The organism is Thermodesulfovibrionales bacterium (assembly GCA_035686305.1).
In the GTDB taxonomy this organism is placed as follows: domain Bacteria; phylum Nitrospirota; class Thermodesulfovibrionia; order Thermodesulfovibrionales; family UBA9159; genus DASRZP01.
Map to the genome: position 1 here is coordinate 21960 of DASRZP010000018.1, position 24973 is coordinate 46932.

At 53.9% G+C, this 24973-nt stretch carries 23 protein-coding genes, 1 tRNA gene and 1 pseudogene; 5 read left to right on the forward strand and 20 right to left on the reverse strand.

Features of this window, described 5'->3' with window-relative positions; translation table 11 throughout:
- The first annotated feature begins 46 nt into the window (after nt 1-46).
- The 3 genes and pseudogenes from VFG09_01890 (at nt 47) to VFG09_01900 (ending at nt 982) form a co-directional block, all read left to right on the forward strand.
- Complete coding sequence (locus VFG09_01890; GenBank protein HET6513884.1) at nt 47-490, forward strand: disulfide isomerase DsbC N-terminal domain-containing protein; 444 nt, start codon at nt 47-49, stop codon at nt 488-490.
- Nucleotides 491-502: 12 nt separating this feature from the next.
- Nucleotides 503-826, forward strand: a pseudogene (locus tag VFG09_01895) (thioredoxin fold domain-containing protein).
- 69 nt (nt 827-895) lie between these two features.
- Nucleotides 896-982, forward strand: a tRNA-Leu gene (locus tag VFG09_01900).
- 43 nt (nt 983-1025) lie between these two features.
- Here VFG09_01900 and rsmI read toward each other — a convergent pair.
- From rsmI to VFG09_01920, 4 genes are read right to left on the reverse strand one after another with little or no spacing between them, the layout of a single operon-like run.
- Nucleotides 1026-1844 carry a 16S rRNA (cytidine(1402)-2'-O)-methyltransferase gene (gene rsmI / locus VFG09_01905; protein ID HET6513885.1) on the reverse strand — a complete coding sequence of 273 codons (819 nt, stop codon included), beginning with the start codon at nt 1842-1844 and terminating at the stop codon, nt 1026-1028.
- Between the two features lie 29 nt (nt 1845-1873).
- Nucleotides 1874-2344, reverse strand: a complete 471-nt coding sequence (locus tag VFG09_01910) for a ferritin family protein (GenBank protein HET6513886.1) — start codon at nt 2342-2344, stop codon at nt 1874-1876.
- 37 nt (nt 2345-2381) lie between these two features.
- Nucleotides 2382-2639 carry a hypothetical protein gene (locus VFG09_01915; protein HET6513887.1) on the reverse strand — a complete coding sequence of 86 codons (258 nt, stop codon included), beginning with the start codon at nt 2637-2639 and terminating at the stop codon, nt 2382-2384.
- Between the two features lies 1 nt (nt 2640).
- Nucleotides 2641-4371: an NAD+ synthase gene (locus VFG09_01920; GenBank protein ID HET6513888.1), complete on the reverse strand. Its 1731-nt coding sequence runs from the start codon at nt 4369-4371 to the stop codon at nt 2641-2643.
- 316 nt (nt 4372-4687) lie between these two features.
- On the opposite strand from VFG09_01920, the gene VFG09_01925 reads away from it, so the two are divergent.
- Nucleotides 4688-5980 carry a hypothetical protein gene (locus VFG09_01925; protein ID HET6513889.1) on the forward strand — a complete coding sequence of 431 codons (1293 nt, stop codon included), beginning with the start codon at nt 4688-4690 and terminating at the stop codon, nt 5978-5980.
- 19 nt (nt 5981-5999) lie between these two features.
- Here the strand turns inward: VFG09_01925 and VFG09_01930 are convergent, their stop codons facing one another.
- The 5 genes from VFG09_01930 to VFG09_01950 form a co-directional block, all read right to left on the reverse strand.
- Nucleotides 6000-6446, reverse strand: a complete 447-nt coding sequence (locus VFG09_01930) for a thioredoxin domain-containing protein (GenBank protein HET6513890.1) — start codon at nt 6444-6446, stop codon at nt 6000-6002.
- An 89-nt stretch (nt 6447-6535) separates the two neighbouring features.
- Nucleotides 6536-7303, reverse strand: a complete 768-nt coding sequence (locus tag VFG09_01935) for a DUF1189 domain-containing protein (protein HET6513891.1) — start codon at nt 7301-7303, stop codon at nt 6536-6538.
- Between the two features lie 285 nt (nt 7304-7588).
- A complete protein-coding gene (locus VFG09_01940) occupies nt 7589-8416 on the reverse strand; it encodes a hypothetical protein (protein ID HET6513892.1) in 828 nt (275 codons plus the stop codon).
- A 174-nt stretch (nt 8417-8590) separates the two neighbouring features.
- Nucleotides 8591-10336 (reverse strand): cation:proton antiporter, encoded by a 1746-nt coding sequence (locus VFG09_01945; protein HET6513893.1) that lies wholly within the window; start codon nt 10334-10336, stop codon nt 8591-8593.
- Between the two features lie 29 nt (nt 10337-10365).
- On the reverse strand, nt 10366-10818 hold the full coding sequence (locus VFG09_01950; protein ID HET6513894.1) for a DUF2721 domain-containing protein: 453 nt from the start codon (nt 10816-10818) through the stop codon (nt 10366-10368).
- A 238-nt stretch (nt 10819-11056) separates the two neighbouring features.
- On the opposite strand from VFG09_01950, the gene VFG09_01955 reads away from it, so the two are divergent.
- Nucleotides 11057-12118, forward strand: coding sequence for a mechanosensitive ion channel family protein (locus VFG09_01955; GenBank protein ID HET6513895.1), 1062 nt, complete (start codon nt 11057-11059; stop codon nt 12116-12118).
- Between the two features lie 118 nt (nt 12119-12236).
- On the opposite strand, the gene VFG09_01960 is transcribed toward VFG09_01955, so the two are convergent.
- The 11 genes from VFG09_01960 to VFG09_02010 form a co-directional block, all read right to left on the reverse strand.
- The gene (locus tag VFG09_01960; GenBank protein HET6513896.1) at nt 12237-13682 is read right to left on the reverse strand and encodes an efflux transporter outer membrane subunit; all 1446 of its coding nucleotides are present in this window, start codon (nt 13680-13682) and stop codon (nt 12237-12239) included.
- The gene (locus VFG09_01965; protein ID HET6513897.1) at nt 13675-16839 is read right to left on the reverse strand and encodes a multidrug efflux RND transporter permease subunit; all 3165 of its coding nucleotides are present in this window, start codon (nt 16837-16839) and stop codon (nt 13675-13677) included. The genes VFG09_01960 and VFG09_01965 overlap by 8 nt, the downstream gene beginning before the upstream one ends.
- Nucleotides 16840-16845: 6 nt before the next feature.
- Nucleotides 16846-18063 carry an efflux RND transporter periplasmic adaptor subunit gene (locus tag VFG09_01970; protein ID HET6513898.1) on the reverse strand — a complete coding sequence of 406 codons (1218 nt, stop codon included), beginning with the start codon at nt 18061-18063 and terminating at the stop codon, nt 16846-16848.
- A 140-nt stretch (nt 18064-18203) separates the two neighbouring features.
- A complete protein-coding gene (locus VFG09_01975) occupies nt 18204-18554 on the reverse strand; it encodes an antibiotic biosynthesis monooxygenase (GenBank protein ID HET6513899.1) in 351 nt (116 codons plus the stop codon).
- Between the two features lie 272 nt (nt 18555-18826).
- Nucleotides 18827-19111, reverse strand: a complete 285-nt coding sequence (locus tag VFG09_01980; GenBank protein HET6513900.1) for a hypothetical protein — start codon at nt 19109-19111, stop codon at nt 18827-18829.
- Nucleotides 19108-19758 carry a PqiC family protein gene (locus VFG09_01985; GenBank protein ID HET6513901.1) on the reverse strand — a complete coding sequence of 217 codons (651 nt, stop codon included), beginning with the start codon at nt 19756-19758 and terminating at the stop codon, nt 19108-19110. Before VFG09_01985 ends, VFG09_01980 begins: the two co-directional genes overlap by 4 nt.
- 1 nt (nt 19759) lies before the next feature.
- A complete protein-coding gene (locus VFG09_01990) occupies nt 19760-20764 on the reverse strand; it encodes an MlaD family protein (protein ID HET6513902.1) in 1005 nt (334 codons plus the stop codon).
- Nucleotides 20765-20794: 30 nt separating this feature from the next.
- Nucleotides 20795-21568: an ATP-binding cassette domain-containing protein gene (locus VFG09_01995; protein ID HET6513903.1), complete on the reverse strand. Its 774-nt coding sequence runs from the start codon at nt 21566-21568 to the stop codon at nt 20795-20797.
- Nucleotides 21569-21576: 8 nt separating this feature from the next.
- On the reverse strand, nt 21577-22737 hold the full coding sequence (locus VFG09_02000; protein ID HET6513904.1) for an ABC transporter permease: 1161 nt from the start codon (nt 22735-22737) through the stop codon (nt 21577-21579).
- 38 nt (nt 22738-22775) lie between these two features.
- Nucleotides 22776-23216 carry a hypothetical protein gene (locus tag VFG09_02005; GenBank protein ID HET6513905.1) on the reverse strand — a complete coding sequence of 147 codons (441 nt, stop codon included), beginning with the start codon at nt 23214-23216 and terminating at the stop codon, nt 22776-22778.
- Between the two features lie 155 nt (nt 23217-23371).
- On the reverse strand, nt 23372-24724 hold the full coding sequence (locus VFG09_02010) for a carbohydrate porin (protein ID HET6513906.1): 1353 nt from the start codon (nt 24722-24724) through the stop codon (nt 23372-23374).
- Between the last annotated feature and the right edge of the window lie 249 nt (nt 24725-24973).

A 24973-nucleotide genomic window follows, 5' to 3' on the forward strand; every position in this document is an offset into this window, starting at 1 on the left:
ATGCATCTTCTTTTATGGTAGAATCTACAAATTTCCGGAGGTGAATATGCAAAAATTCTTTCTTGCGGTCATGGTCACCTTCTTGCTCTTGCCATTCTCCAATTCCTATGGCTTCAGCGAGAAAGGCCAGGACTGTTCAAAGTGCCACACCCTGAGCAAAGACGAGGCATTATCATTGTTGAAGGAGTTGGACCCAAACCTGAAGGTCCTTGAAGTAAGGACCCTTCCTGTTCAGAGCCTTTGGGAAGTGTCACTTGAAGGTCCGAGAGGGAAAGGTGTCGTATATCTTGATTTTTCAAAAAAGTACCTTATATCAGGCCAGATTATCGCTCTCAAGGAGAAAAGAAACCTTACCCAGGAAAGGTCAGAGGAACTTAACAGGATAGTCCTGACCAAGGATGACGTATCGAAAATCCCTGTGGATGATGCCCTCGTGATGGGCGACAAGGATGCAAAACATAAAGTCATCGTCTTTGACGACCCTGAGTGACCATTCTGCGCAAGACTTCATCAGGAGATGAAGAAGGTTGTTGAAGAAAGAAAGGACATAGCATTTCTTATCAAGATGTATCCCCTGAGCATGCACCCAGGGGCATACGAGAAGGCAAAGGCGATCGTATGCGAAAAGTCGATTGCCCTTCTTGAGGACGCATTCGAGAAGAAAGAGTTGCCGAAGGCAAAGTGCGAAACAAAAGTCCTCGATGAAAATATCAAACTTGCAGAGAAATTGGGCATCAGGGGTACGCCCGCACTGATCTTCCCTGACGGTAAAGTCCTCCCCGGTGCGGTCGACGCAAAGACCATCATCTCACATTTTGATAACTGACGGGCCTCGCCTGCAGAATTGATCGATAAGGATCATGGCAGGATTCACGATTGAACCTCTGTTTCTCTTGCCGAAGTGGCGGAACTGGCAGACGCGCTAGGTTCAGGGTCTAGTGGTCGAAAGGCCGTGCGGGTTCGAGTCCCGCCTTCGGCACCAATTTTTTTTGCGGCATTCTCCGACCGTGAAAATCTTTCCAGCATCATCCTCCAAGACTCCTGCCATAGAGTTCGTTCTTGCTCAATCCGTATTGCTGTGCGACCGTCTTCACCGCCTCTTTTCTTCCCACGCCCTTCTTCATAAGCATCTTCACCTCATCCAATGCCTCATCAAAAGACAGGGCCTCACCTCTCTTCCCTTCAACGAGAATGACGTACTCGCCTGCGACGGTACTGCCGGCAAGGAGATCGAGGATCTCGGCAATGCTCCCTCTCAGCACCTCCTCATGCATCTTTGTTATCTCTTTTACGACTGCCGCTTTTCTTTCGCCGAATATCTCGGTCATGTCCTCGAGGGTCTCGAAGATCCTGTGCGGCGCCTCATAGAAAACGAGGACTCTCCTCTCCTTGCTCAGTTCGGCGAGTGCCTTCTGCCTCTGGCTTCTCCTGGGAGGCAGGAACCCCAGGAAGGTGAATTCCTTGAGCGGAATCCCTGCTACCGAGATCGCGGCGATGAGGGCCGAAGGACCGGGAATTGATACGACGTCAATGCCTTCCTCCACCGCCTTTCCGATAAGGACACTACCCGGGTCTGATATTCCCGGCGTTCCAGCATCGGAGACCAATGCAACAGAGAGTCCTGCATGGAGCTTGCCGAGTACCTCTTCGGCCCTGACTTTCTCTTTCTCGCCCCAGTAGCTTATGAGGGGTTTTGTGATGCCATAGTGATTCAGAAGCTTTAAGGAATGTCGCGTGTCTTCGGCAGCGATGACATCAACCTCCTTCAGCACCCGCAAGGCCCTGAGGGTTATGTCCTCAAGATTCCCTATGGGTGTTGAAACGATGTAAAGGGAGCCTGCCATCTCAGCTTATCAAACAAGGGGAGAATCGCCTACTTCGTGAAACTGCTCTTGAACTTGTTCAGCCACATGATATGGCTTCTTTCTTCATTGATTATCTCCTCAACAATCTCGTGCTCCTTCACGGCCTCCCGAATACCGTAGAAGTAGAGGAGGGTCTCCTTCTCGAAACCGATGGCGAAATTGACGGCATCTTCCACGGTCTTTACCCCTTCCAGGGAAGGAAGGGATTTGTTCTTCCCGAGGAAAAACTCCGACTCAACGATAGCCCTGAGGTACTGCTCTGCATCTTCCCAGTTCTCCGGCTTATCATCCTCCGTGATGTCAAAGAGTTCCCTGAATCTCTTTTCATGGAGAAGCTCTTTTTGGGCAAGCTGTGTAAAAAGATCCCTGAGACCTTTGCTGTCCTTGAATTTTTCCGCTGTTACCGTATAAAACTGATACCCCAACTTTTCTGTCTGCACCGCCTGATCAATGACTTCACGAATCGAAAACCGTTCCATGCATCATCCTCCTGTCTCGATGAACTTTTCCTTCCGTTTATTCGGTCTCTACCGCGAGCAGCTTCCGCAGTTTCTTGTCTGCCCTGACGATCTCATCGACACTGTCGCCGGTGAGGTCCCACGTATACTCGCCCTTTGCGGTCCTGTGAAGTTTGATCTTCACGGGCTTTTGGGGCTTCACCTGCTGTATCTCGGGCTGCTTCTTCACCTGGAAGTCCGTCTTCTCGGCAGCAATCGCGCTGAAGGAAAGCAACAGCATTACACCAATAACCACGATCCTCATGAAAAAGGTCATATCAGTAACTCCTGTACCTGTTCGTGATGGGGAACCGCCTGTCACGGCCGAAGGCCCGCTGCGTTATCTTGATGCCCGGAGGGGATTGCCTCCTTTTATACTCGCTTCTGTCGATCATCTTGATCACCTTCTCCACACATTCAACTTCGCATTCCAGCGGCAGCATCTCCTCGAAGCTCCTGTCATCCTCGACGTAGGCCCTCAGGATCGGATCGAGGATTCCGTAAGGAGGAAGGGTGTCGGTGTCCCTCTGATCGGCCTTGAGCTCAGCAGAAGGTTCTTTCTCCATGACCCGTTGCGGTATGAGGTCCCTTCCCTCTTGTGCATTTCTCCACCTGCTCAGCTCATAGACCATGGTCTTGGGGACATCCTTAATGACAGCGAATCCCCCCGCCATATCACCGTAAAGGGTCGCGTAGCCGACGCTCATTTCCGACTTGTTCCCCGTCGTCAGAACAAGCCAGTTGAATTTATTTGAGAAGGCCATAAGGATGTTGCCCCGTATCCTTGCCTGGAGATTCTCTTCGGTTGTGTCCTGCCTGAGGCCCTGGAAACTTCCTTCGAGGGTCTTCAGATAGCCGTTATAGATATCGGTGATCGGGATTTCGAAAATCCTTATCCCGAGGTTCTCGGCGAGCCTGAATGCATCTTCTCTGCTCTCCCGAGACGTGAAGGGAGAGGGCATGAAGAGGCCCACGACATTCCCCTTTCCCAACGCATCCACCGCGATTGCTGCGACGACGCTCGAGTCAACGCCGCCGCTTAACCCGATGACGACCGCTTGAAACCTGTTCTTGCTGACATAGTCCGAGGTTCCGAGGACGAGGGCCTTATAGACCTCTTCGATCGGATCCAGGCTTGGTATGGTACTCCTGGTATACGGTGTCCTCTTCTTCAGTTGCTTCTCCCTCGATATGACAACCCTCTCGACCGCCGGTCCTTCGGAACTCACAATCTCATGCCTTCTCCTGGGGTCATGGAGTCTCTGCATGAAGACGGAATCGAGGTCCAGATCGACAACAATGAGGTCTTCCTCAAACTGCTTCCCCCCGCAGACAACTTCGCCGCGTTCATCCAGGACAAGGCTCTGTCCGTCAAAGACCAGTTCGTCCTGTCCGCCAACGGCGTTCAGATAGGCGATGATGACGGAGTTGTCCGAAGCCCTCGTGGAGAGCATCCTTTCTCTGAAGGCTGACTTGCCCATATGGTAGGGCGAGGCATTGATATTGATAATAAACTCGGCCCCCGCAAGTGACTGGGAACGCGCAGGACCTTCAGGATACCAGATGTCCTCGCAGATATTTACGCCGAATCTTACGTCGCCGAGGAGGTATACCGGGAATCTTGCGCCGGCCTGAAAATAGCGGAATTCATCGAAGACCCCATAATTGGGAAGGTAGACCTTGTGATAAATATCGGTGATGGCCCTGTTATGAATGATTGCGGCAGCGTTGTAAATATCGTCCTTTCTGTCTACAAAGCCGATGACCACGGTCGTGTCCCATACTTCTTCCTTGATCTTCTGCAGGGCCTCGAGGTTGTCCTTTATGAACTGCGGTTTGAGCAGGAGGTCTTCCGGAGGATACCCTGTGACAGCGAGTTCGGGGAAGGCAATGATGTCAGGGGAATGCCCACCTGCCGTTCTGATGGCGTCTATGATCTTTTCGGTATTGCCCTCCAAATCCCCGACCGTAGAGTTAATCTGGACGAGGGCAAGTCTCACCGTCTTCATGCATAAATGATATAGAAAGGGACTCGATTTGTAAAGACAATCGCGGAGCATCGTCTGGTCAACGAGGGACAGCGGTGCATCAAGAAGGGCGTGACCATGAGATGCGGTCCTGGGTCCAGGGTGACGGCAATTCCCCCGGCCCAAACCGGTCAATTTATATTATAATGATGGACAAAGAATTTCCCAGGGAGACCTGCCACACCTTTGCGGATGCTTCCAAAACTTTTTAGTGAGTTTAAAGAGGTATAGGTTCTCTTGATCAGCGTAAGTGAGAATGCGGGGTTGAACGAGCAGATTCCCCTGAAGGAGGCATGAGATGTCCGAACTGAAAAAGATGTATAGGACCATTATGGACGACAATTTCCCTGATGAGATGACGATTACCTTTGGGGGACAGACACTGTTTTACCGGAAGAGGGCCTGGAAGATCCCTGACGAAAAGACCGGTGAGCTCGTAGAGAAGGGCCTCCGCTACGGGGAAAATCCTGACCAGCAAGCAGCGCTCTATGAGCTTGTGAACGGCAATCTTGTCCTCGGTGATTGCGCATTCATCGCACCGGGTAACGGCCTCGTAAGCAGCATTACCGAGGCTGATATGCTTCAGGCCGGGAAGCATCCCGGCAAGACAAATCTGACGGACCTCGATAACGCACTGAACATCCTGAAATTCCTTTCCGACAGGCCCGCGGCCGCAATCATGAAGCATAACAACCCGTGCGGAGTCGCCTATGGCAGGACCGTTGCCGAGGCCTATGGCAGGGCCAACATGGCCGACAGGATCGCTGCCTTCGGGGGCTGCCTCGTTGTGAACAGGCCCATCAATAGAGAGACTGCCGAGATGGTGAGGGACAATTACCTCGAGGTTGTCGGCGCCCCTGATTTCGAGGAAAGGACCGTTGAGATCCTGGCAGCGCGGAAAAATCTCAGGATAGTCCGTATCGGGAAGATCAGTGATCTCGAAAGATACCGCTCTCTCCGTTTTGTCGACTTCAAGTCATTGATCGATGGCGGACTCATCGTCCAGCAGTCCTCCGTTAACAGGATAAGGAGCAAGGACGATTTTCTGCCGGCCAAGGCCGTATCAAAGGCAAAGGAATATCAGATCGAACGGCAGCCTTCGGAAAAGGAGTATGACGATATGCTCTTCGGTTGGAATGTGGAGCAGGGAATTACGTCAAATTCCGTGATCTATGTCAAGGACGGTGTTACCGTCGGTATCGGCACCGGCGAACAGGACCGTGTCGGCGTCGCTGAGATAGCGGTCTTTAAGGCATATACCAAGTTTGCTGATGCCCTCTGTTTCAGAAGGCATGGCATTCCCTATAAAACCTTTGAGCTTGAGGCATCTCAGGGCAAACGAGACATTGCAGCACTCCGTGAAATCGACGAAGAGACGAAGAAGAACAAGGGGGGACTCATAGGTTCGACCATGGTTTCCGATGCCTTCTTCCCCTTCAGAGACGGCGTCGATGTGGGGATCAAAGAAGGCATAACCGCTATTGTCCAGCCCGGAGGTTCTGACAGGGATTTCGAGTCTATCGAGGCCTGCAACCAGGCCGACCCGAGGGTCACGATGGTCTTCACAGGCCAGCGGGCCTTCAAACACTGATCCCGGCATTTCATGGTGCTCAAATCCCTAGGGCAGACTGGATCCATGCCTCCATCTCCTGCCTCGGCAGGGCCCCGTGAAGCTCGTTGATCTTCACTCCGTTTTGATAAACTATAAAAACCGGTGTCGATCTGATCTCAAAGCGGTTCGCAAGGAACCCCTCTCTCTCGACGTTGACCAATGCGACCTTCAGGATCCCCGCCTTACGGCCTGCCAGCTCCCGGATAAAGGGCATGATCGCCCTGCATATACTGCACTGCTCCGCCCAGAATTCTAGGAGCACGATCCCGGGCCATCTAAGGACCTCTTCTTCAAAATTTGACGCAGTCACTTCTACAGGCGTCCTCGGGAACTGGAGATAGGCCCTGCATTTGCCGCAACGCGGACGGTCGGCCAATTTATCAGCAGGCAGACGGTTTACCGTATTACACGCCTTGCATCGCAGAAATACCGGTCTTTCCGTCACAGGCAAAATTCCCTTTCATTAATCAGTGGCCACGGAACAGTCTTGATCATCAGTCGCTATCTCCATAAGACCTTTTCAAACAATGAGGACTAATGCTCGGCATTTGCTTTAACAGCAAAGAAGAGATACCCCATCGTAATGGCGAAGCTGATGAGCCACCACAGAGGTACCTTCACCTCAACATAATTGTAAAAGGTATCGAGGATGATCGCCGGCGTCATTGATACCATGGCGAGGCTGATCACGGCAGGATAAGACAGAGGCACCCTCAGATTCTTCGCAAAGACCATTCCCATCACCCCAAAGATAAGGGCCTGGAGGATCCTGAAGAGAAAAGAGAAGAGAAGGGCAAAGGGGTAGAGCACGAAAGCAAAATTCTCGGTAAAGAGATCTACCCAGTCATAGATCTTTGCCTGGTCGATGCGAAGATTATCGATTTCCGAGAGGTCCAGCGTCCTTGTCTCGGCAGGGCCCTTTCTGATGATCAGCTTTGTGGACGTCATGAGCACCATGGCCTCAGAACCGCTCAAAGAAGTGACCTGTCCGGTCGTATCAATGATGATGAGGGGGGCATTGGTTTCAGGGTCCTTTATGACGTATGGCATGGGCTCATCAATGGAGACCTTGCCCTTGGTAATCGCAATGACAGGGACCTGCCGGATGATCCCGGGGGCCTCCCGTTTAAGATAATCTGAGACCTGGGATTGAATCTTAAACATCCCCGGTATTGAACAGACGGCCAGGAGGAGGAAGAGGTAGAGGAAAGAGGTCTTCTTCCAGTTCATCGCCACGTCCTGATAGAGGGACCTTGAATAGAAGGACATAAAGAGCGGATGTATGGTCGTGTATCGCTTCATAGATGCCCCAGTGATTTTACACGATTTGGAATAAATCCTCAAAGTGTCCCGATGAGGTCCGTCTCTCTTCCTGCGAACGATTGGGTTCCCTGATGAGGGAGGTGCGCGACGTTGCCGATATAGGGGTGCCATGCTGGCCAAGTATCCCTATGACTGAACAATGTTCTCGAGCGGCATGATCCATTGATCTCATTCTCCCAGGGCCGATAGGAATGTGCTTTTTCAGCATAGCGAAACTTTAGCACGGAGGGGCTGAACTCGGATATGTCTCTGGATATTTGGACTTCAGGGAATCATAAAAGTATAGCCCCCGCCAACAGAAATATTGAACTCTTCACCAACGGAGACCGGGATTGCGAAGCCTCCAAATCTCAAATCAGGCAGGTCGAAGCTGACGGCAACACCGCCACCTATCTCGATCACGCCTTGCAACGTTACGGCAATAAACGGCCCGCGATAATCCTCCGGAGATGAGGTATACAATCCAAGCGCCAAATTGCCGGATGCTCCGACAGAAGCTCCGAACGACAACCCCACCGAGCCATAACGCCTTACATTGGCGATTTTCTGCAACTCAGCAACAAACCCGAGCGCCCCATTCACACTCTCCACCGCAGCAACATTGCCCCCAAACTCGACGGCGAAAGATCTTATCGACTTGCCGGCCGCGTCGCTCAGCGGCTCACGAAGTTCCGGTGATGCAGCGATTCGTCTCATCGCTTTGACGACCTTTGGGCTCATGCCCCTTTGTGAGGCCTCATGGCGAAGCACGTCGACGTCACTGCCAAGGATCGAGAGAACTTGAGGCCACGCCTTCACCAGCGACTTGATGATGCCTGCATACCCCTGAATCTTTCTCGCTGCCAAGGACTTGAGCGCTATCTCTTGACCTGAACTAATGACACTTTGAATTTCTTGCCCGGCGGCATCGAGCTCCTTTTCAGCATCCTTGACGGCGTAATGGAACACGTCGGACACAAAATGGCCGCCCGATTGCGCAACACCGGAACCGACATGGAGCATGGTTGTGGCAGCACCGGTCACACTCGACGCGACCGTCTTTCCAGCCTTTTTCACAGCATCGCTAACGCTCCTGAACGGATCAAATGCCATAATTCTTCTTTCTCTGAACTGTGCCGCGCCTCAGGACATGCTTTATGAGCCGACTGATGTGGCCGGCAGAAGAATCATTCTTCTGCAAGCCTGCAGTCGTGACATCCGCCGGGATCTGAGACGGCTTGATGGGTAAGATCCCCTGAAACATCTGTTGTCGCATGTGTTGGATCCTCATCCTTTCTCACCCGCGGCCTCCCTGGCCTCGGGAATGATGCCGCCAACGCCGCGCATTCTCCCATAATCATCGGCTCTCAGCGAGCTGATGATCGTTTCGGTATCATCCGGTCCGACGCCAAGCTCACCCAGGACCGACTTCCCGAAGCTCAACGTGCCTTCGGGCGTGAGGGCGACCACCTGCGTCGCTCCCATTTTCCTCAACTCCTCTCGCTGAAACAGATAGGTCACGGCTGTCATGACCTTGACGCTCGGATAGAACTGGCGCAGAGTGCCGGTGATCAGCTTGACCGCGGAATAATCTCTCGTCGTCACGATCACGGCGCGGGCGCGCGCGATCGCCAGGGCATCCATCGTGGCCGGGTCGGTGACATCTCCGTAGTACACCTTGTGCCTCTCTTTCTTTGCCTCGGCGAGACGATCGTGCTTGAGCTCGAAAGCCACATAGGGAATGCTCGCCCGCTCAAGCATCATGCAGATCACCCGGCCGACGTAACTGTACCCGACCACAACGACATGATCGTGCGTCGACTCGCTCGGCGCCTTGAGAGGCTGGCCGGGTTTTGGCTCTGCAGGAAAGCGTTCGGCCAGTTTGTACCCGAGATTAATCAGTACGGGCGACACAACAAACGACAATGAGATCATTATGAGGCCCATCGCATAGACCCGATCTGTCAACAGGCCGCTGCTATGGGCACTCGAAAAAATGATGTAGGCGATCTCGTCAAAAGGCGCCAGCAGGAGGCCGGCCAGAAGGGATGTGCGAAACCCCAGGCGAAAACCCAGGCACAGGACAACGACAATAGCGATCTTTGTCAGGAGAAACATCAGCAGGTAATACAGTAGTGGGCCGCCAAGCGCGACGACTTCCTTGAGATCGATCGACATACCTATGGCCATGAAGAACACTCCGAGCAGCAGTCCTTTTAGCGGCGAGACCGAAGCCTTTATCTGAGGGGCGAACACGGAGGCGGAAAGGATCATCCCCACCATGAAGGCGCCCAACGCGCTCGACAGGCCGACCGTGTCCATGATCCAGGCAGCCGTGAAGACGGCGGCGACGACGGTCCCATTGAACACTTCTATGCCCTGTTTCCGCGCTGCAAAGGCCAGGACCTTCGGCAGAGCGTAACGGGCGAAGAGGTAGACGGCAGTAAGCGCAGCGCATACCTCCAGCGTCTTGAGGGCCGTTGGCGCCAGGCCGCTGGGCAGAGAGCGAGCGGCGAGGAGCGGGATCACCGCCAGCACCGGTATGGTTAAGAAGTCCTGATAAATCTCCACGGCCATGACCGCCCGGCCGACCGGGCTCGCACTTTCGGCATGCTCCTCCAGGCTCGAGACGGCGACGGCGTCCGAGCTCATCGCAAGACCCAGGGCGATAATGAGCGCTGCTTGCCAGTGGATAGGGGCGAGTACAAGCAGCAGCCAGGCGATGGCGGCGGTCGTGAGGAAATACTGCGCCGTGCCCAAACCGAAGAAAAGACGGCGCATTGATGACAGCCGCTTCGGTTGTGTGTCGAGCCCCACGAGGAACAGCAGCAAAATCACACCGATCTCGCCCGCAGTCCGCAGCTCATCGATGTGACCGGTTAAAAGCGGCCTCGGAGAATAGGGACCGAGCGCCATACCGACGACGAGCAGCGCTACGGTGGGGCCCAGGCTCAGTTTCTTCGCTACGCTGCTTGCGACAATGGTCGCTGCGATCATCACCGCAACAGCCAACAGTATTCGGTCGATGTCCATAGCTTCTCGTCCCGGGTTCGTCCCTTTTGCTAAGGTGTCTGCTTCATCCCGATCCGGAGGTTCTTGACAGCGATAAATATCTCTCCCAGAAATGCCAATAGCGCTCCTATGAAAGCCAACATGGCGGCCACAAAGAGAAACGCGACCACGTCGGCGGCGAGATCGATCGAGAGAAATACCCCCGCAAACATGGAAGCGATCACCCAGCATATCAAGAGTCCGCCTACAGTACCCAGAGTGAGTGCATGGTTGACAAATTTGGCACGGCGGGAGAGCACAGATAGTTCCGAACGGATTTCGGCCTCTATATTCTTAGGCACTGATGTGAGACGTTCTTCAAGAATGCGCGCCCGGTCAACGATGCGGTTTAATCGACCGGTAAGGACGGCAAGCACCGTCCCGATTCCCGTAAGCAGGAAGACAGGCGCGACCGAGAGCTGGATTGTTTTGGCGATAAGGCTAAGATGGGGCTCGGGGTTCATGAGGGACACCTCCAATAACCGTTATATTCCATGGAATTTGGTCTCGACGCCTTCACGATGAAGACGTAAGAGTATGAGTTTGTATTCCAACGACTTCCTGAAGAAATTATAACAGAAGGAAAGCGCCGTGACGAGGCCCGTGCGGGGCCAATCCGAGAACAGACCAGCAGGACATTTTCTCCACCCCTGATCGGCTCTTACATTCGATGCGATTGACAATGAGAGGCGTTATGATATAGTGGGTTCAGGAACTCCCATGACAAGTGATCCCCTGACAGTAACATCTCAGATAATCATTCCCTTCGCCGTCATAGTCGGTGGAATCGTCCTCGGCATTGTTCTCGAGATATTGGTAGTAGGGGAGCTCAGAAAAAAAGTCGCAAGAAGTGAAGACAAGGCCAGCAAAGTTGCTCTCATGGCGTTTCGATACATGATGATTCTCTCATGCTCTATTCTCGGTGTTTATGGATCGATACATCTCTTCCCCATGAACGCGACTCTTTTCAATCTTTTGAAAAAAATCCTTCATGTGCTGATGATAGTGACTGGAACCATCATTGCGTCAAGGTCTGCGGCTGCTTTCATCAACATATACATAGAAAAAACAAAGGTAGCTGTTGCCGGATTTACTATTTTTATCAACATCATAAGACTATTGGTTTACCTGATTGGCTTCATGACGATACTCGATTCTATCGGGGTATCTATCGCGCCGATACTCACCGCAATGGGCGTGGGAGGGCTGGCAGTAGCCCTGGGCCTTCAGAGCACGCTTGCCAATCTTTTTTCAGGTCTTCATATTATCGCCTCAGGCAAGCTCAGAGTCGGCGATTATATCAAAGTGAGCACCGGCGAGGAAGGATATGTCAGCGATATGACTTGGAGGGAAACGGAAATCAGAACGTCTTTGGATAATATTATCGTCATCCCGAATTCCAAGCTCGCCTCTGCGAGCGTCACGAACTATACTCTTCCTCACAAAGAAAGTTTTATGATCGTTCAAGTTGGTGTCAGTTATGACAGTGATTTGAAGAAAGTGGAAGCAATAACCGTTGCAGTTGCAAAAGAGGTAATGCGCGAGGTGCCCGGCGGTGTCCCGGAATCTGAACCCTTGATACAGTACAGCAGATTTTCTGACTCACGCATTGAGTTTTCACTGCAGCTGCGCGTCAGAGATTATGACAGTCAGTCCCGCATTCAGCATGAATTGATCATGCGGCTTCACAAAAAGTACGAGCAGGAAGGAATAGTCATTCCGTATCCTATCAGGACAGTGTTCATGAAGGAATTGCAGGCATAGAGGATTTCCTCACTGCAGGAATCTCATCGTATGTTCAGGGCTTCGATCCATGCCTGCCCGACAGTTGTTTGCAACAAACACCACAAGCTATTCCTGGCTCACAAGCTGTCCGCCTTTGTCACTCAGCAGAGGGAGGTTGGGGCGCTTCCGCTGTCAGAGCGTCTGCCTTCACTACCCATCCGCCCCCCATCGCCTTATAGACGTTCACGGATGCCTGGAAAAGGGACCCCTGTGTCTGGGCTTGCGACAGTTCCGAATCGTAAAGTCTGCTTTGAGCATAGAGCACTTCAAGGTAGCTGGCGTATCCATTGTCGTAACGCACTTTGGCAAGGCGCACATAATCGCTAAGGGCCGCAACCTCCTCATCTTGCGACGCTATCTGCTCCCTCGTCCGCTTCTGAGCAACGAGCGCGTCCTCTACCTCTCCGAAGGCCGTCTGGATGGCTTTTTGGTAGCTGATCAGCGCCTGTTGCTGCACTGACTCGGCAGACTTGACCTGGCCGGCAATGGCTCCCGCCGTAAAGATCGGCATGGAGACGGGCACCGCCCAGCTCCAGGTCTTCGCTTTCCCCTTAAAGAGATCGTCGAGATCATTGCTCGCCCATCCGAAGAGACCGGTAAGGGAAATGGTGGGGAAATAAAGCGCCTTTGCAACGCCGATATTGGCATTGGCAGCGATAAGGTCCTGTTCGGCCTGGCGAATGTCGGGACGGTTCACAAGGATGTCCGAGGGCAGACCCGCAGGCACGGCAGGAAGCGCAAGTTCATCGATCGTCTTCCCGCGGGGAATGGGGCCGGGGTTCCGCCCGAGAAGGACATTCAGGGCGTTCTCCTGCTGGGCGATGGCCTTCTCGAAGAACGGAATATTCGAGAGGGCCTGTTCATACTGGGATTTCGACTGGCTTACCTCTATCTCCGAGACAGTCCCGTACCGAAACCGCAGCGTGAAGAGATCGAAAGACTCCTTGAAATTCTGTGAAGTCCGTTTCGTCAATTCAAGCTGTTTGTCAAGGTCACGCAAATTGATATAGGAATTCGCGACGGACGTGACAAGGGTGAGGATGACCGTTCTGCGCGCCTCTTCGGTGCTCAAAAGTTGAGCCCGTGCCGCCTCTGTTGCACGCCGCAGCTTCCCCCACAGATCGATCTCCCAGCTCGCATTGAGAAATAACTCGGAACTATTGAACGTCGGAGTGGTCCCGGGGGTGTTTTCGATGGGACTCGGCCCTGCCAGCTCGCTCACTCGCTGTCTTCCGTAGCTTGCGCCTGCGCCCACCTGGGGGAAGAGCGCGGCACGTGTTGTGCCGTATTGTCCGGCGAACTGCTCCACTCTCGCGGCAGCGATTTTCACATCCTTGTTCTCCTGAAGGGCGATCTGGATGAGTTCGTTGAGGACGGAGTCGTTGAACTGCTCCCACCAGGCGGTGTTGGCAACGTCCTTTGCCTCTTTTTCTTCGAAACGCCATGTCTGAGGAGTGTCGATCTCAGGGCGCTGATAGTTCGGTCCCATCATGCAACCGAAAAAGCTGAGCAAGAAGAATGCTGACAGAATTAGCTTACGCATGGCCTTCTCCCTCCTTCTTCGGACCTTCGCTTTTTACCGGTTCATGTTTTCCCCCGCGGTGCGAAAGTTTTTCGACCACATAGAAGGTGACCGGTATGATGAATATAGCGATAGCCGTCGCCGCGCCCATGCCGCCGATGACCGCAGTACCCATGACCTGACGAGAGATTGCACCCGCCCCCTTGGCGATAGCCAGAGGCACGCAGCCCAAAAGGAAGGCAAAGGATGTCATGAGGATCGGCCTCAGCCTGAGTTTGGCGCCGTTAAGGGTCGCATCCATAAGCGACTCACCCTTTTCGTACTCCATCTTCGCGAACTCAACAATGAGAATGGCATTCTTGGCAGCCAATCCGATCAGCATGACCAGGCCTATCTGGGCATAAACGTTATTTTCGAAAGACCGCCACATCAAGCCGGCGAAAGCCCCGGCAACGGCGATGGGGGTGCCGAGGAGGACCGAAAAGGGAAGGGACCAGCTTTCGTACTGTGCCGCAAGAATCAGGAAGACGCAGAGGAAGGAGAATCCGAAGATCGCTGCAGGTGACACCCCTTGCTGGGCCTTCTTCTCCTGGAATGACATACCGCTGTAGTCGTAACCCATCTCCCGCGGCATGGTCTGGCTGAAGACTTCCTCGAGGGCCTTCATGGCCTGTGTAGAGCTGTACCCGGGAGCGGCACTGGCGTTGATCTGCGCGGACCGGTAGAGGTTATAGCGCATGGTGAATTCAGGGCCGGAAATATTTCGCACCGAGGTGAGCGTCGAGAGCGGGACAGTTTCTCCCACACTATTGCGCACGTAGAATTGGCCGATGTTGCTGATGTTGGTCCGGTAGTCGCCCTCAGCCTGGAGGAACACCTGCCACTGGCGGCCGAAGCGGTTGAAGTAGTTGATGAAGCCGCTCCCCATGAAGCATTGAAGGACTTTATACACGTCCGATATATTGACCCCCTGCTTGAGGACCTTGTCACGGTCCACGTCCACGAAAAGCTGCGGCACCGTGGGGCGGAATGTTGAGCTGACAGATGCGAGTTCGGGGCGCTTTCTCGCGGCTTCCATAAACTTTTGAGTATTGGCCGCGAGAAACTCGATGTCCTTGCCGGCCCGGTCCTCGAGGATGAAGGTGACTCCGCCCGAGGTGCCTACTCCCATAATGGCAGGGGGCGGGAAGGCAAAGCCGATGGCCCCCGGGATGCCGGCCATCTTCTTCGAGATCGAGGCCTTGATCGCCTCGTACTTCTCTTCAGGCTTCTTCCGCTTGGACCACTCCTCCAGGGAGATGAAGAAGAAGGCGCTGTAGGTATTCTGGACCTGACTCAGCATGCTGTAGCCGATGATCGAGGAACAGTACTTGACGCCCGGCGTCTTCGTGATGATCTCCTCGGCCTGCCTGGCCACTTCGCTCGTCCTCTGCAGAGAAGAGGCGTCTGGAAGCTGGATGCCGGCGAAGATGAACCCCTGGTCCTCGTCGGGGAGGAAGCTGGAGGGAAGCGTCTTGCCGAGGAAGCCGGCTGCTACCGCGACCCCTGCAAGGAAGATGAGACTGATCATACTCTTTCGAATAGCTGCGCCGCAAAGCCCGACATAGCCGTCGGTAGCCCGACCAAAGACCCGGTTGAACCAGTCAAAGAACTTCTGGAGCGGACCTCTCCCCTTCTTCTTGGGCTTCAGCAGGAGCGCACAGAGGGCCGGGGATAGTGAGAGGGCGTTGAAGGCCGAGATGATGACCGATACGGCAATGGTCACCGCGAACTGCTGATAGAGCTGGCCGGTAATCCCGGGGATGAAGGCTGTCGGTATAAAGACCGCCGCCAGGATGATGGCAATGGCGATGACCGGGCCCGAGACCTCCTCCATCGCCTTGAGTGCAGCATCCTTGGGTGACAGTCCTTTCTCGATATGGTGCTCAACAGCCTCGACCACCACGATGGCGTCGTCCACCACGAGGCCGATGGCCAGGACGAGTCCGAAGAGGGAGAGGGTGTTGATCGAGAAGCCCAGCATGGGAAAGAGGGCGAAGGTCCCCACGAGAGAAACCGGCACTGCCAAAAGTGGAATCAGGGTGGCCCGCCAACCCTGGAGGAAGATAAAGACCACGAGAACAACAAGGAAGAGGGCCTCGAAGAAGGTCTGCTTGATCTCCTGCATCCCTTCGGTAACCGCCAGGGTGGTGTCCAGCGCCACGACATACTCCAGATCCGGCGGGAACCTCTTCTTCACCTCCTCCATCAGCCTCTTGGCGCCGTTGGCTGCGTCAAGGGCATTGGACCCCGGCATCTGGTAGAGGGCGATGAGGGCGCAGGGCTTTCCATTCAGACGCCCCTCCAGGTTATAGGTCTGGGCGCCCAGTTCGACGCGGGCCACATCCCTGACCCTTACAAAGGAGCCGTCCGGGTTGGCGCGGAGCACGATATCACCGAACTGCGCCTCGGTCTGGAGCCGTCCCTGAGACCGGACGGATAAGGTGAACTCCTGCCCCTTCGGTACAGGCTGTGAGCCGACCTGGCCCGAGGGGTTCACGGTATTCTGGGCCTTGACGGCGTTCATGATCTCCGGGATAGTGATGTTGAGCTTGGCGAGCTGATCAGGATTCACCCAGAGCCGCATGGCGTATTGCCCGGCGCCGAAGATCGTGACGCTGGCGATCCCCGGTATCCGTGTCATCTGGTCGTTGATGTTGATGTAGGAATAGTTGGCGAGAAAGATATTGTCATACGTGCCGTTCGGGGAGTAAAGGGCGAACATGATGAGGGGGGACGAGGTGGATTTCTGCACCGTTATCCCGTAATTAATGACATCCGTCGGGAGCTGTGACTGCGCCTGGTTCGTCCGCATCTGGGAGAGGATCTGGTCGGTGTTGACGTTAGTCTTCAAATCGAAGTAGTTATAGAGGGTCATGAGCCCATTGTTGGTGTTGATGGAGTACATATAGTCCAGGTAGTCGACACCGGACATCTGCTGCTCAATGGGAGTTGCCACCGACTGCTCAACAGTGAGGGCATCGGCTCCGGTGTAAGTCGCGTTTACCTGGATCGCCGGAGGGACGATATTGGGGAACTGGGCGATGGGAAGCCTTGCAGCGGCGACGAGGCCGCCGATGACCATGAGAATTGAGATGACCATGGCGACTATGGGTCTGTTGATAAAGAATTTCGACATGGCCGATTACCTCTTTTCAGCGGGAGCAGAGGCAGGTTTTGCCTCTGTCTTGCCGGACCCCTCTGGAGAACCAGCCGGTTTCCCGGGCTCATAAGGCTTCGGTGCGACCACCTGTCCCTCTTTCACCTTCTGGACACCTTCGATAACCACCTTCTCTCCGGGCTTCAGCCCCTGAGTAATGATGTAATCAGAGCCAACCTGTTCGGCCACCGTCACCGGTTTGATTGTGGCTTTATTGTCCTGCCCAACGACCGCAACGAGGTTTCTCCCCTGCATTTCAGCCACTGCCCGCTGAGGTACGAGCAGGGCGCCGATCCTTTCATCCACCACCGCACGGACCTTGCCAAACTGCCCCGGCCTGAGAAGGTTGCCCGGATTGGGGAAGAGGATGCCAACCTTTATGGTCCCTGTCCTGACATCGACCTGGCGGTCTGCAAAGGCAAACTCGCCTTTGTGCGGATAGACTGCTCCGTTGGCAAGGATCAGCTCAATCGGCCCGCGCTGTTGGTTCTTCTTTCTCGCTTCAGCAAGACGCAGGTACTCCTGCTCGCTGATCTGAATATAGACTTTTATGGGGTCCACGGTCGAAACCGTGGTCAACTCCTCCATCGCACCCGGACCCACGAGATTGCCGATCTGTGCCTTGGCAATGCCTGCGATGCCGTCAACGAGGGAGGTGACCTTTGTGAAGCCGAGCTCCAACTGCGCCTTGTCGACGCTCGCCTGTGCGCCAAGGACCGCCGCGTGCGATTCCTGCTCGAAACCGGTGGCGTCGTCAAGGTCCTTCTGGCTCACCGCATTTTGCTCAGCAAGGGGTTTTATGCGCTTCAGATTTGCCTTGGCAGTGTCCCACCGCGCCTGCTGTGCCCCGAGTGCTCCCTTAGCCTGTTCAAGGGCCGCCTCAAAGGTCCGTGGGTCGATCTCGAAGAGGACCTGTCCTTTCTTTACGATATCGCCCTCCTTGTAATTCTGCTTGATGAGATAACCCTGGACCTGTGCCCGGATGGTTGCATTGATAAACCCGTCGGTAGTGCCGACCCATTCAGCAGAGATAGGGACATCTTTCTGAACGACATTCGCCACTTCAACAACCGGAGGAGGAGGCGCTACCTTCTCTTCCTTCTTGCAGTCGCTGAGGAGCACTGCTGAGCACAAGACCACGGCCGTCGAAAAAGACGCAAACGATGAGACCCTCGCAGATACCTTTGCCCAATCGAGTTTCATGAGAGAAAGCCTCCTTATTTCAGATCGTTCTTCAGGACCAAGCATTTTCCATCCCTCTCTATCGTTGTCAAACTGCGCGCCCTTTTGGTAAGAGCAGGCAGACCGACTCAGCGCGATTTTTCCATCAGGCTCCCCGCGCCCTACTCTTCAACTCTTATCTCCTCTCTCACGGCAGTTCTTGCCTTTTCTATGGTCTCGACGCCGGTGGCGTTCAGTATCGAATAGAACTTGATCTCGGGCGGGGCGGATGCCATTTCAACAACAAGGAGTATCTTCTGGTACTCACTCGATCGGAGATGACTCGCAAGGTCTTTTTCATCGTTCCAAATTTCTTCGATCATAACATCATTCTCCGAATCCACGTCCCGGTAAACATTGCAGCTGAGACATCCCGAATCAAACCTGACACGCTGAACAACGGAACCGAGAATTTCAAGCGCTTCATCGAGCTTCTTGAACGGGATCGTCATCCTCGCCATCGCATAGATCAATGTCTCGCTCCTTCCCCCTGTGGCTTCCTTATCGTGTAACGGCTTCTCTGAACATCCTGTTCGAACAGATGAACCGCTTGATCGCTCATCATGCAGTGATCCCCTCTTCCAGAAGCAATTCGCCTGCCGTCGCCAAGACGTGGTAAGTTTGTTGAACTAACTCAGCTTTATAGAAGGGTTTTCATGCAAAGGCTAACGGCAGAAGGAATCCGACAGGGATTCACCGTTGCCGATATTTCGGTAAAGCTGCCGATATTTCGGCAAAACGTCCCCTACTGCCTGGTATATCGTCTTCCCGTTGCGTCTATGCAAATTTGTGAGCCATCCTCAGAGATATAGCAGCCCGTACAGTTTCCTTTGCAGTCATCGTAGACCGTGTTGCACGTGCCTGCCGCAACGGAACCGGTAAAGACTTCCACATCGCCCACCTGGTGGTTGTCGTCAGGGTCACCGACATAACAAGATACCGATATACTCTCTTCACCCTGAGCAGAAACGGGATACCCCGACAGGAGGCACAGGAAAACGGCCCCAAAGATGAGGACCTTCTCTCTCATCCCTTCTTCCTCATTTCATCGTCACGCTGAACAACAGCCTTCATCTCCTCCGCGATATTCCGACTCAGGCTCTCGAGGGCCTTGCTCATAGCATCAATGAGGTCATCATAACTGCTGCCGCTCACCTGTTCGCTGATGCCGAATTCTCTGTGGAATAACAACCCTCTGTCCTTTCCGAAAATCCCGCTGAGCGCCCGCAAGGTCACTGAGCCCCCCGGAGTTCCCTCGAAACGGATTATCTGCACTTCGATCCTGTATGAACTTGGCACCTTACTCTCAAGGAGCGGTGACCAGCGCATAACGGAAAAACGGTCCCCCGGGAGTTGCGATGAGATGCCATCCACAAGGGCCAGAATGATATCGTTCTCGAGCGAACCCGCCCACCGGTCGAATTCGGAGAGTTTAAGCTCGTTCTGTCCTGAACGGGTTACGATCTGGGGGCGGTCCAGATAGTCTGGTATGCGAATAGGACCTACGGCAACGATCACATTGCCCTGGCTTGGGCTATCCTGCTTCGCCACAGTCTGAGGGTTTACCGGATTCAACTGATAAAACCTCGACGGCGGTGAACTTGCACATCCGGTCAGGACGATCAGGAAGGCCCCGAGGATAGATGATGAAAGCCGGCAAGAGAGCATTGTTCTCATTTCATTCTCCTTTAGAAGGATTTTTCCCTTTTATGAAGGCTTCAGGATGGCGGTCGATGTAGTCCGTCAGAGAACGGAGGGAGCGGGAAAGGGCGGTCATCTGTTCGGCAGACCTGTTGATCTCATAACCGAGATTTGCATTCTGTGCAGTGATCTCCTTCACCCCACGGACTGCCTGCTGCGTCTCTTCCAGCGCGAGTCTGGCCGCCTTCAGGGTGTCCTTTATGCTGGATGCGATCTCTCCCGGAACCCCCTCTTTGAAGGCAAGGGTCTTTTCTGCCTGGGCAAAGGTGCCCCGGGCAGCATCAGACGTGCTCGTTAAGCTCGCAGTGAGGGGACCTATCTGGGTGTCAATATTCTTCACGAGCTTATCGACGCTCTTGAGCGTCTGGTTCAAAGACTCAAGACTTCCATGGAGTTCAGGGGAACGGACTATCTCGTTTATCCCAGCAAGCGTCCTGTTGAGGTTCTCCGTTATCTCCTTCAACGGCAGATTTTGGATCGTCTTCTGCAATTCCTCCATTTGCGTAGGGATTGTCGGGATCTCGTGATATTTCTTATCGAGGCCGACCAGTCTGATCGGCTTTTCAGGATAGAAATCGACGCCTATCATGAGCAGCCCGGTCACGAAGCTCTGCAGTTCGAGCCTCGCCTTCAGACCCTTGTCCAGGAGGGCCCGGTAATACTGATAGGGTTTCGTCTTTTTCTGTTCGCTAATTCCTGAGAATTTTTCAGGATCGATTTCGACGTAGACAGGGGTCACGACGGACAGGGTCTGGGGATCGAAACGGAGAGCGATATCGGTAACTTCGCCTATCTTTACTCCACGGAAGGTCACCGGAGCGCCCACCTGAAGCCCTTTCACCGATGCATCGAAGAACATAACATACTGCATCGTTTTGCGCAGGAATTTCCCGGAACCGAAGATGAGGACACCGGCGACAACCAGGGCTATGGCGCCCACAACAAAGGCCCCGATGAGAGTCTTGTTCGTTTTCTTGCTCATATCATTTCTCCTTGAACGTGTTGCCCTTTGTCACTTCACCGCTGCTTCAGCCTCTCCCCTTGCGAGAAAATTTCTCACCCGCATGTCCGGCGAATGGTCGCGCAGCCACTTCGGGTCCCCTGTCGCTATCATCGTCTTTGTAACGGGGTCAAGGAAGACCGAGTTGTTGCCGATGGCAAAGATGCTTGCCAGCTCATGGGTCACAACAACGACCGTTGATCCGAGACTCTCCCGTAGTTCGAGGATCAGGTCGTCGAGGAGCTTTGCGCTGAGCGGGTCGAGTCCGGCCGACGGCTCATCGAAGAACAGGATGTCCGGGTCCAGCGCCATGGCCCTCGCAAGCGCGGCCCGCTTTTTCATGCCGCCGCTGATCTCGGAGGGGTAGAAGTCCTCAAAACCTGAAAGGCCGACAAGGGAAAGCTTGAGCGAGACGAGTTCCTTTATCGGGTCTTTGCTCAAGTCCGTATACTCCTCAAGGGGAAGTGCAACATTTTCTGCAAGGGTCAGAGAGCTCCAGAGCGCGCCGCTCTGGTAGAGTATCCCGAAGCGCTTCATGATGCGCTCCTGCTCCTCGCTCTCGGCGTCCCAGAAACTCACGCCGTCATAGAACACCTTTCCTTTTGCGGGCCTTACGAGCCCAACCATATTCCGAAGGAGGGTGGACTTGCCGCAGCCGCTCCCACCCATGATGATGAAGATATCCCCTTTATTGATCGTAAAGTTCAGGTCGTGCTGGATGACGAAATCTCCGTAGGCCATCGTCATTTCCTCTACCACAATCTTTGCCTCTCCCTTTTCCATCATCTCTTCCCCTATATCCCGATAACATTACAGACAACGGTGATGATCGCCGTTGCAACGATGATGCTCACGATCGATGTGACGACCGCCGATGTCGTTGCGTCTCCAACGGCAGAAGCGCTTCGACCGCACTGTATTCCCCTAAGACATCCCGACAACGCAACAATGACGCCGAAGACAGCTCCATGAAACAGCCCGATCCAGAGATCATTCAACCTCACCGATGCCTTGGTCTGGTTGAAATACTCCATCACCCCGAGGTCGAGCATACCGACGCCAACAAGAAATCCCCCTAAAATGCCCATAAGGTCGGCGTAAAGGCAGAGGAGCGGCATCATGAAAACGAGGGCCAGCATGCGCGGCAACACAAGAAACTCCATCGCAGAAAATCCCATGGTCTGCAATGCGTCGATCTCCTCATTCACCTGCATCGTTCCCAGCTGGGCAGCAAAGGCTGCGCCCGTCCTGCCCGACATGATGATCCCGGTCATGACGGCGCCCATCACGCGGACCATGGCGATACCGACGAGACTGGCGACATAAATCTGGGCGCCGAATATCTTGAGCTGTATCGCGCCCACAAAAGCAAGAATGAGGCCGACGAGAAGACTGATCAACGATACAATGGGGAGTGCCTGAGCGCCGCATTCCTGCATGGTAAGAAAGAGGTCCGACCGCTTAAACCTCGCCTTGCCTGCAAAGAAACGCAGGACGGCAATAAGCGCTTCTCCGATAAAGGCGAGCATTTCTTTGGTCGCTTTCCAGAAAGCGACTGCCGACCCGCCGACTCCCTCCAGAAAAGAGATCTTGGCTGCCTCCCTCCTTGCCCCTTTCCTTTCAGGCACCGCAGAGGCGAGGTCGAGCAGTCTTCGCACTCCCTGTGGGAGTCCTTCTTTTTCAACAGGGATATTGCTCCCTGAACAGAGACCTATGATATGAGTGAGGAAGGTCAACAGACCGCTGTCCCAGCCTCCGAGCCCCTCCGTGGCAAAAAGAAGGCGCTCCACAGGGGTCCCGGAGCCGATCTGTTTCTGGACCTCATCAACGGAGGGAAGCTTATTTTCGATCTTCCAGTCTCCCGAAAGAGCGACGACAAGGCTCTTTCCGTCGGGCCTTTGAAACCTCAGTTCAGGCACCGCTCTTTTCTCCACATCGTGCTGCACTGCTGACATGGTTAATTCTCTCAGTGCTCTCCTTGCTCGTCGAGAACTCACTTCTGCTCAATCGTGCACTGCACCTTGAGCCGCTCGCAGAGACGATTCATAATGCGCTGTCCCAGTTCCTGTTCCTGCTCTTTCTTCTTTTCCTTTTCCTCTTCCGTTTTGATGGAGGTGATGACCGTCACCTTGCTGTTGTAGGTTCCCGATTCCTCAGCCTTTAATGAGGCTGTCTGCACACCATCCGTCACTTCGAGATAGCGTTTATCTTCTTCCTTCTTAAGTATCTGCACATTCTTTTCCTCTGCCATTTCCACCGCCATGTTGAAGACCTTTTCCGGCGGCGCGGGCATCTCAGCCGTCAGCTTGGACTGGTTTGCCTCTCTGACCTTCATTACAATAATGGGGACAGCGGCGATACAGGACAGCATCGAGAGCGCGGTTACGAGGATGACCGCCAAAGACAGTCTTTTCTTCAATTCACGTTTTCTCATTGAGAAATCCTCCTTTTCTGTTTTGACTGCACCCAGTCATTCATTTCGGGCATCAAATGCCACCGTGCGATCACCGTTCATATCTTCTTCATGACTCCTCCTTAATCTTTCTTGCACACTTTATTAAAGCCTATCACAGAATTTTGACAAGTCAATCAGAAAATCACCTGGAGCCTCAGGCCGGGGACGACTGCCGTATCTATGTCCTCCCTGACAACCGTCGGCACCGGTCTTCCAAGGATGTCCCCTGTTCTGAGCTTGATGACCTCTTTCTGGCTAGGCCTTATTACCTGTATGTCGGGGCTCAGCTTCATCCACGGCGTTATGGCGAAACTGTAGTATGCCTCAAAACCCTGCTCATCCCTCAGAAACTCTCTGGTCTCACGGGGACCGGTGAAGTTCGGATTCTTGACATCCATATAGTAGTATCCAAGTCCGAATTCATCAAGGGGCCGGCGGGGAATTACGCCCTTTCCACCCAAGCCTATGCTGAAGAAATAGTGAACGGGGTTCGGATTACCGTCCGAAGCCCCAAAGCGGCCGAACATGCCGATTCCCTGACCCGAACCTTTTCTCGGCTCATACACGTACTGGTCGAAGTTATAGAAGAACGACCAGGAGTTGTCCTTTTCCTGAATGCTGCGATTCTCTACAAACAAGCGCAGGCTCTGACTAATAGAGGTGTAGTTCTTGGTCGAATAGGTTGCAGTGACTGATTGGTGCCCCGTCATCCCGAAGAAGTCAGTCCTCAACCGCCCTGACGCTGCATAAGTGGTGTTGCCCTTGAAGAGGTCATTGAAGCCGTCGGAGTTTGCCCTCCCGTCACTGCTCATAGCCATCACCGTTATGAGGGCAGCATTGGGGTCGCTGGTTGGGAGTACTATGAGGCCCGCACCGAGTGTGGAATACGGTACGGTCACGAGTGCTACCGGGTTTATGTTGAATGCAAGGTTGAAGAACTGGGTGTCCCCTTTGCCGTGGGCAAACTCGTTTGCATCTCCTGAGGTGGTGTCCATTTTCCCCGTTGTCACTCCGACATAATGCGAAAAGAACTGGGTGAAGGTCACATTGGGAATATTGAACTGATCGCTGTTGGGCATCGGATATATCTGATTGCTGTTGACAGCCATGAGCGAACCGGTCTTGGCGTTGATGGAATTGCCGAAAGTGCCCTCCGCCTCCACCGTCAAGAACCCTCCCGGCCACAACCCCATTTTCTGCGTATCCAGGTTGAGCGTGAGATTCCCCCGGCCTCCGTACTCCCATCCTATGCTCTTCCCCCCGCTGACGTTGCCCTGACCGATCTGGGTGAGATTCAGATCGAGGGTCACGCCCTTCTTGGCCAGATCATTACGGGCCCCGCCCCAATCGCCGGTCAGGGTCGATCTCGACCACAGGTCACCGGAGTAAGTCTGGACCCCTTCCTGTGCAAATGCCTGAGTGCAGAAAAAGATCCCCAACGATTGGAATACGATTGTCACAATAAATGCTTTCTGCCGTCTCTTCATGTTCTAGTCTCCTCTTGAGATGTGGATGTACGCCCCAGGGGCGCACTATTTTCCAAGACTGCACGAAAATTATCCCTACAGTCGCAAAACCATTATGTTAGGTAAGGCAGGAGTGGTGAGAAGCCTTGTATTGCGATACCTTTGATGGTTACCGACTGCCGCCGGTTGCTCAATACAAGAGTCACTTTCGGTGAAGACCTCTGAGTGCCGCACCGCCGGAAGCCCATCGCATGTGCAGGGCTTCGATCC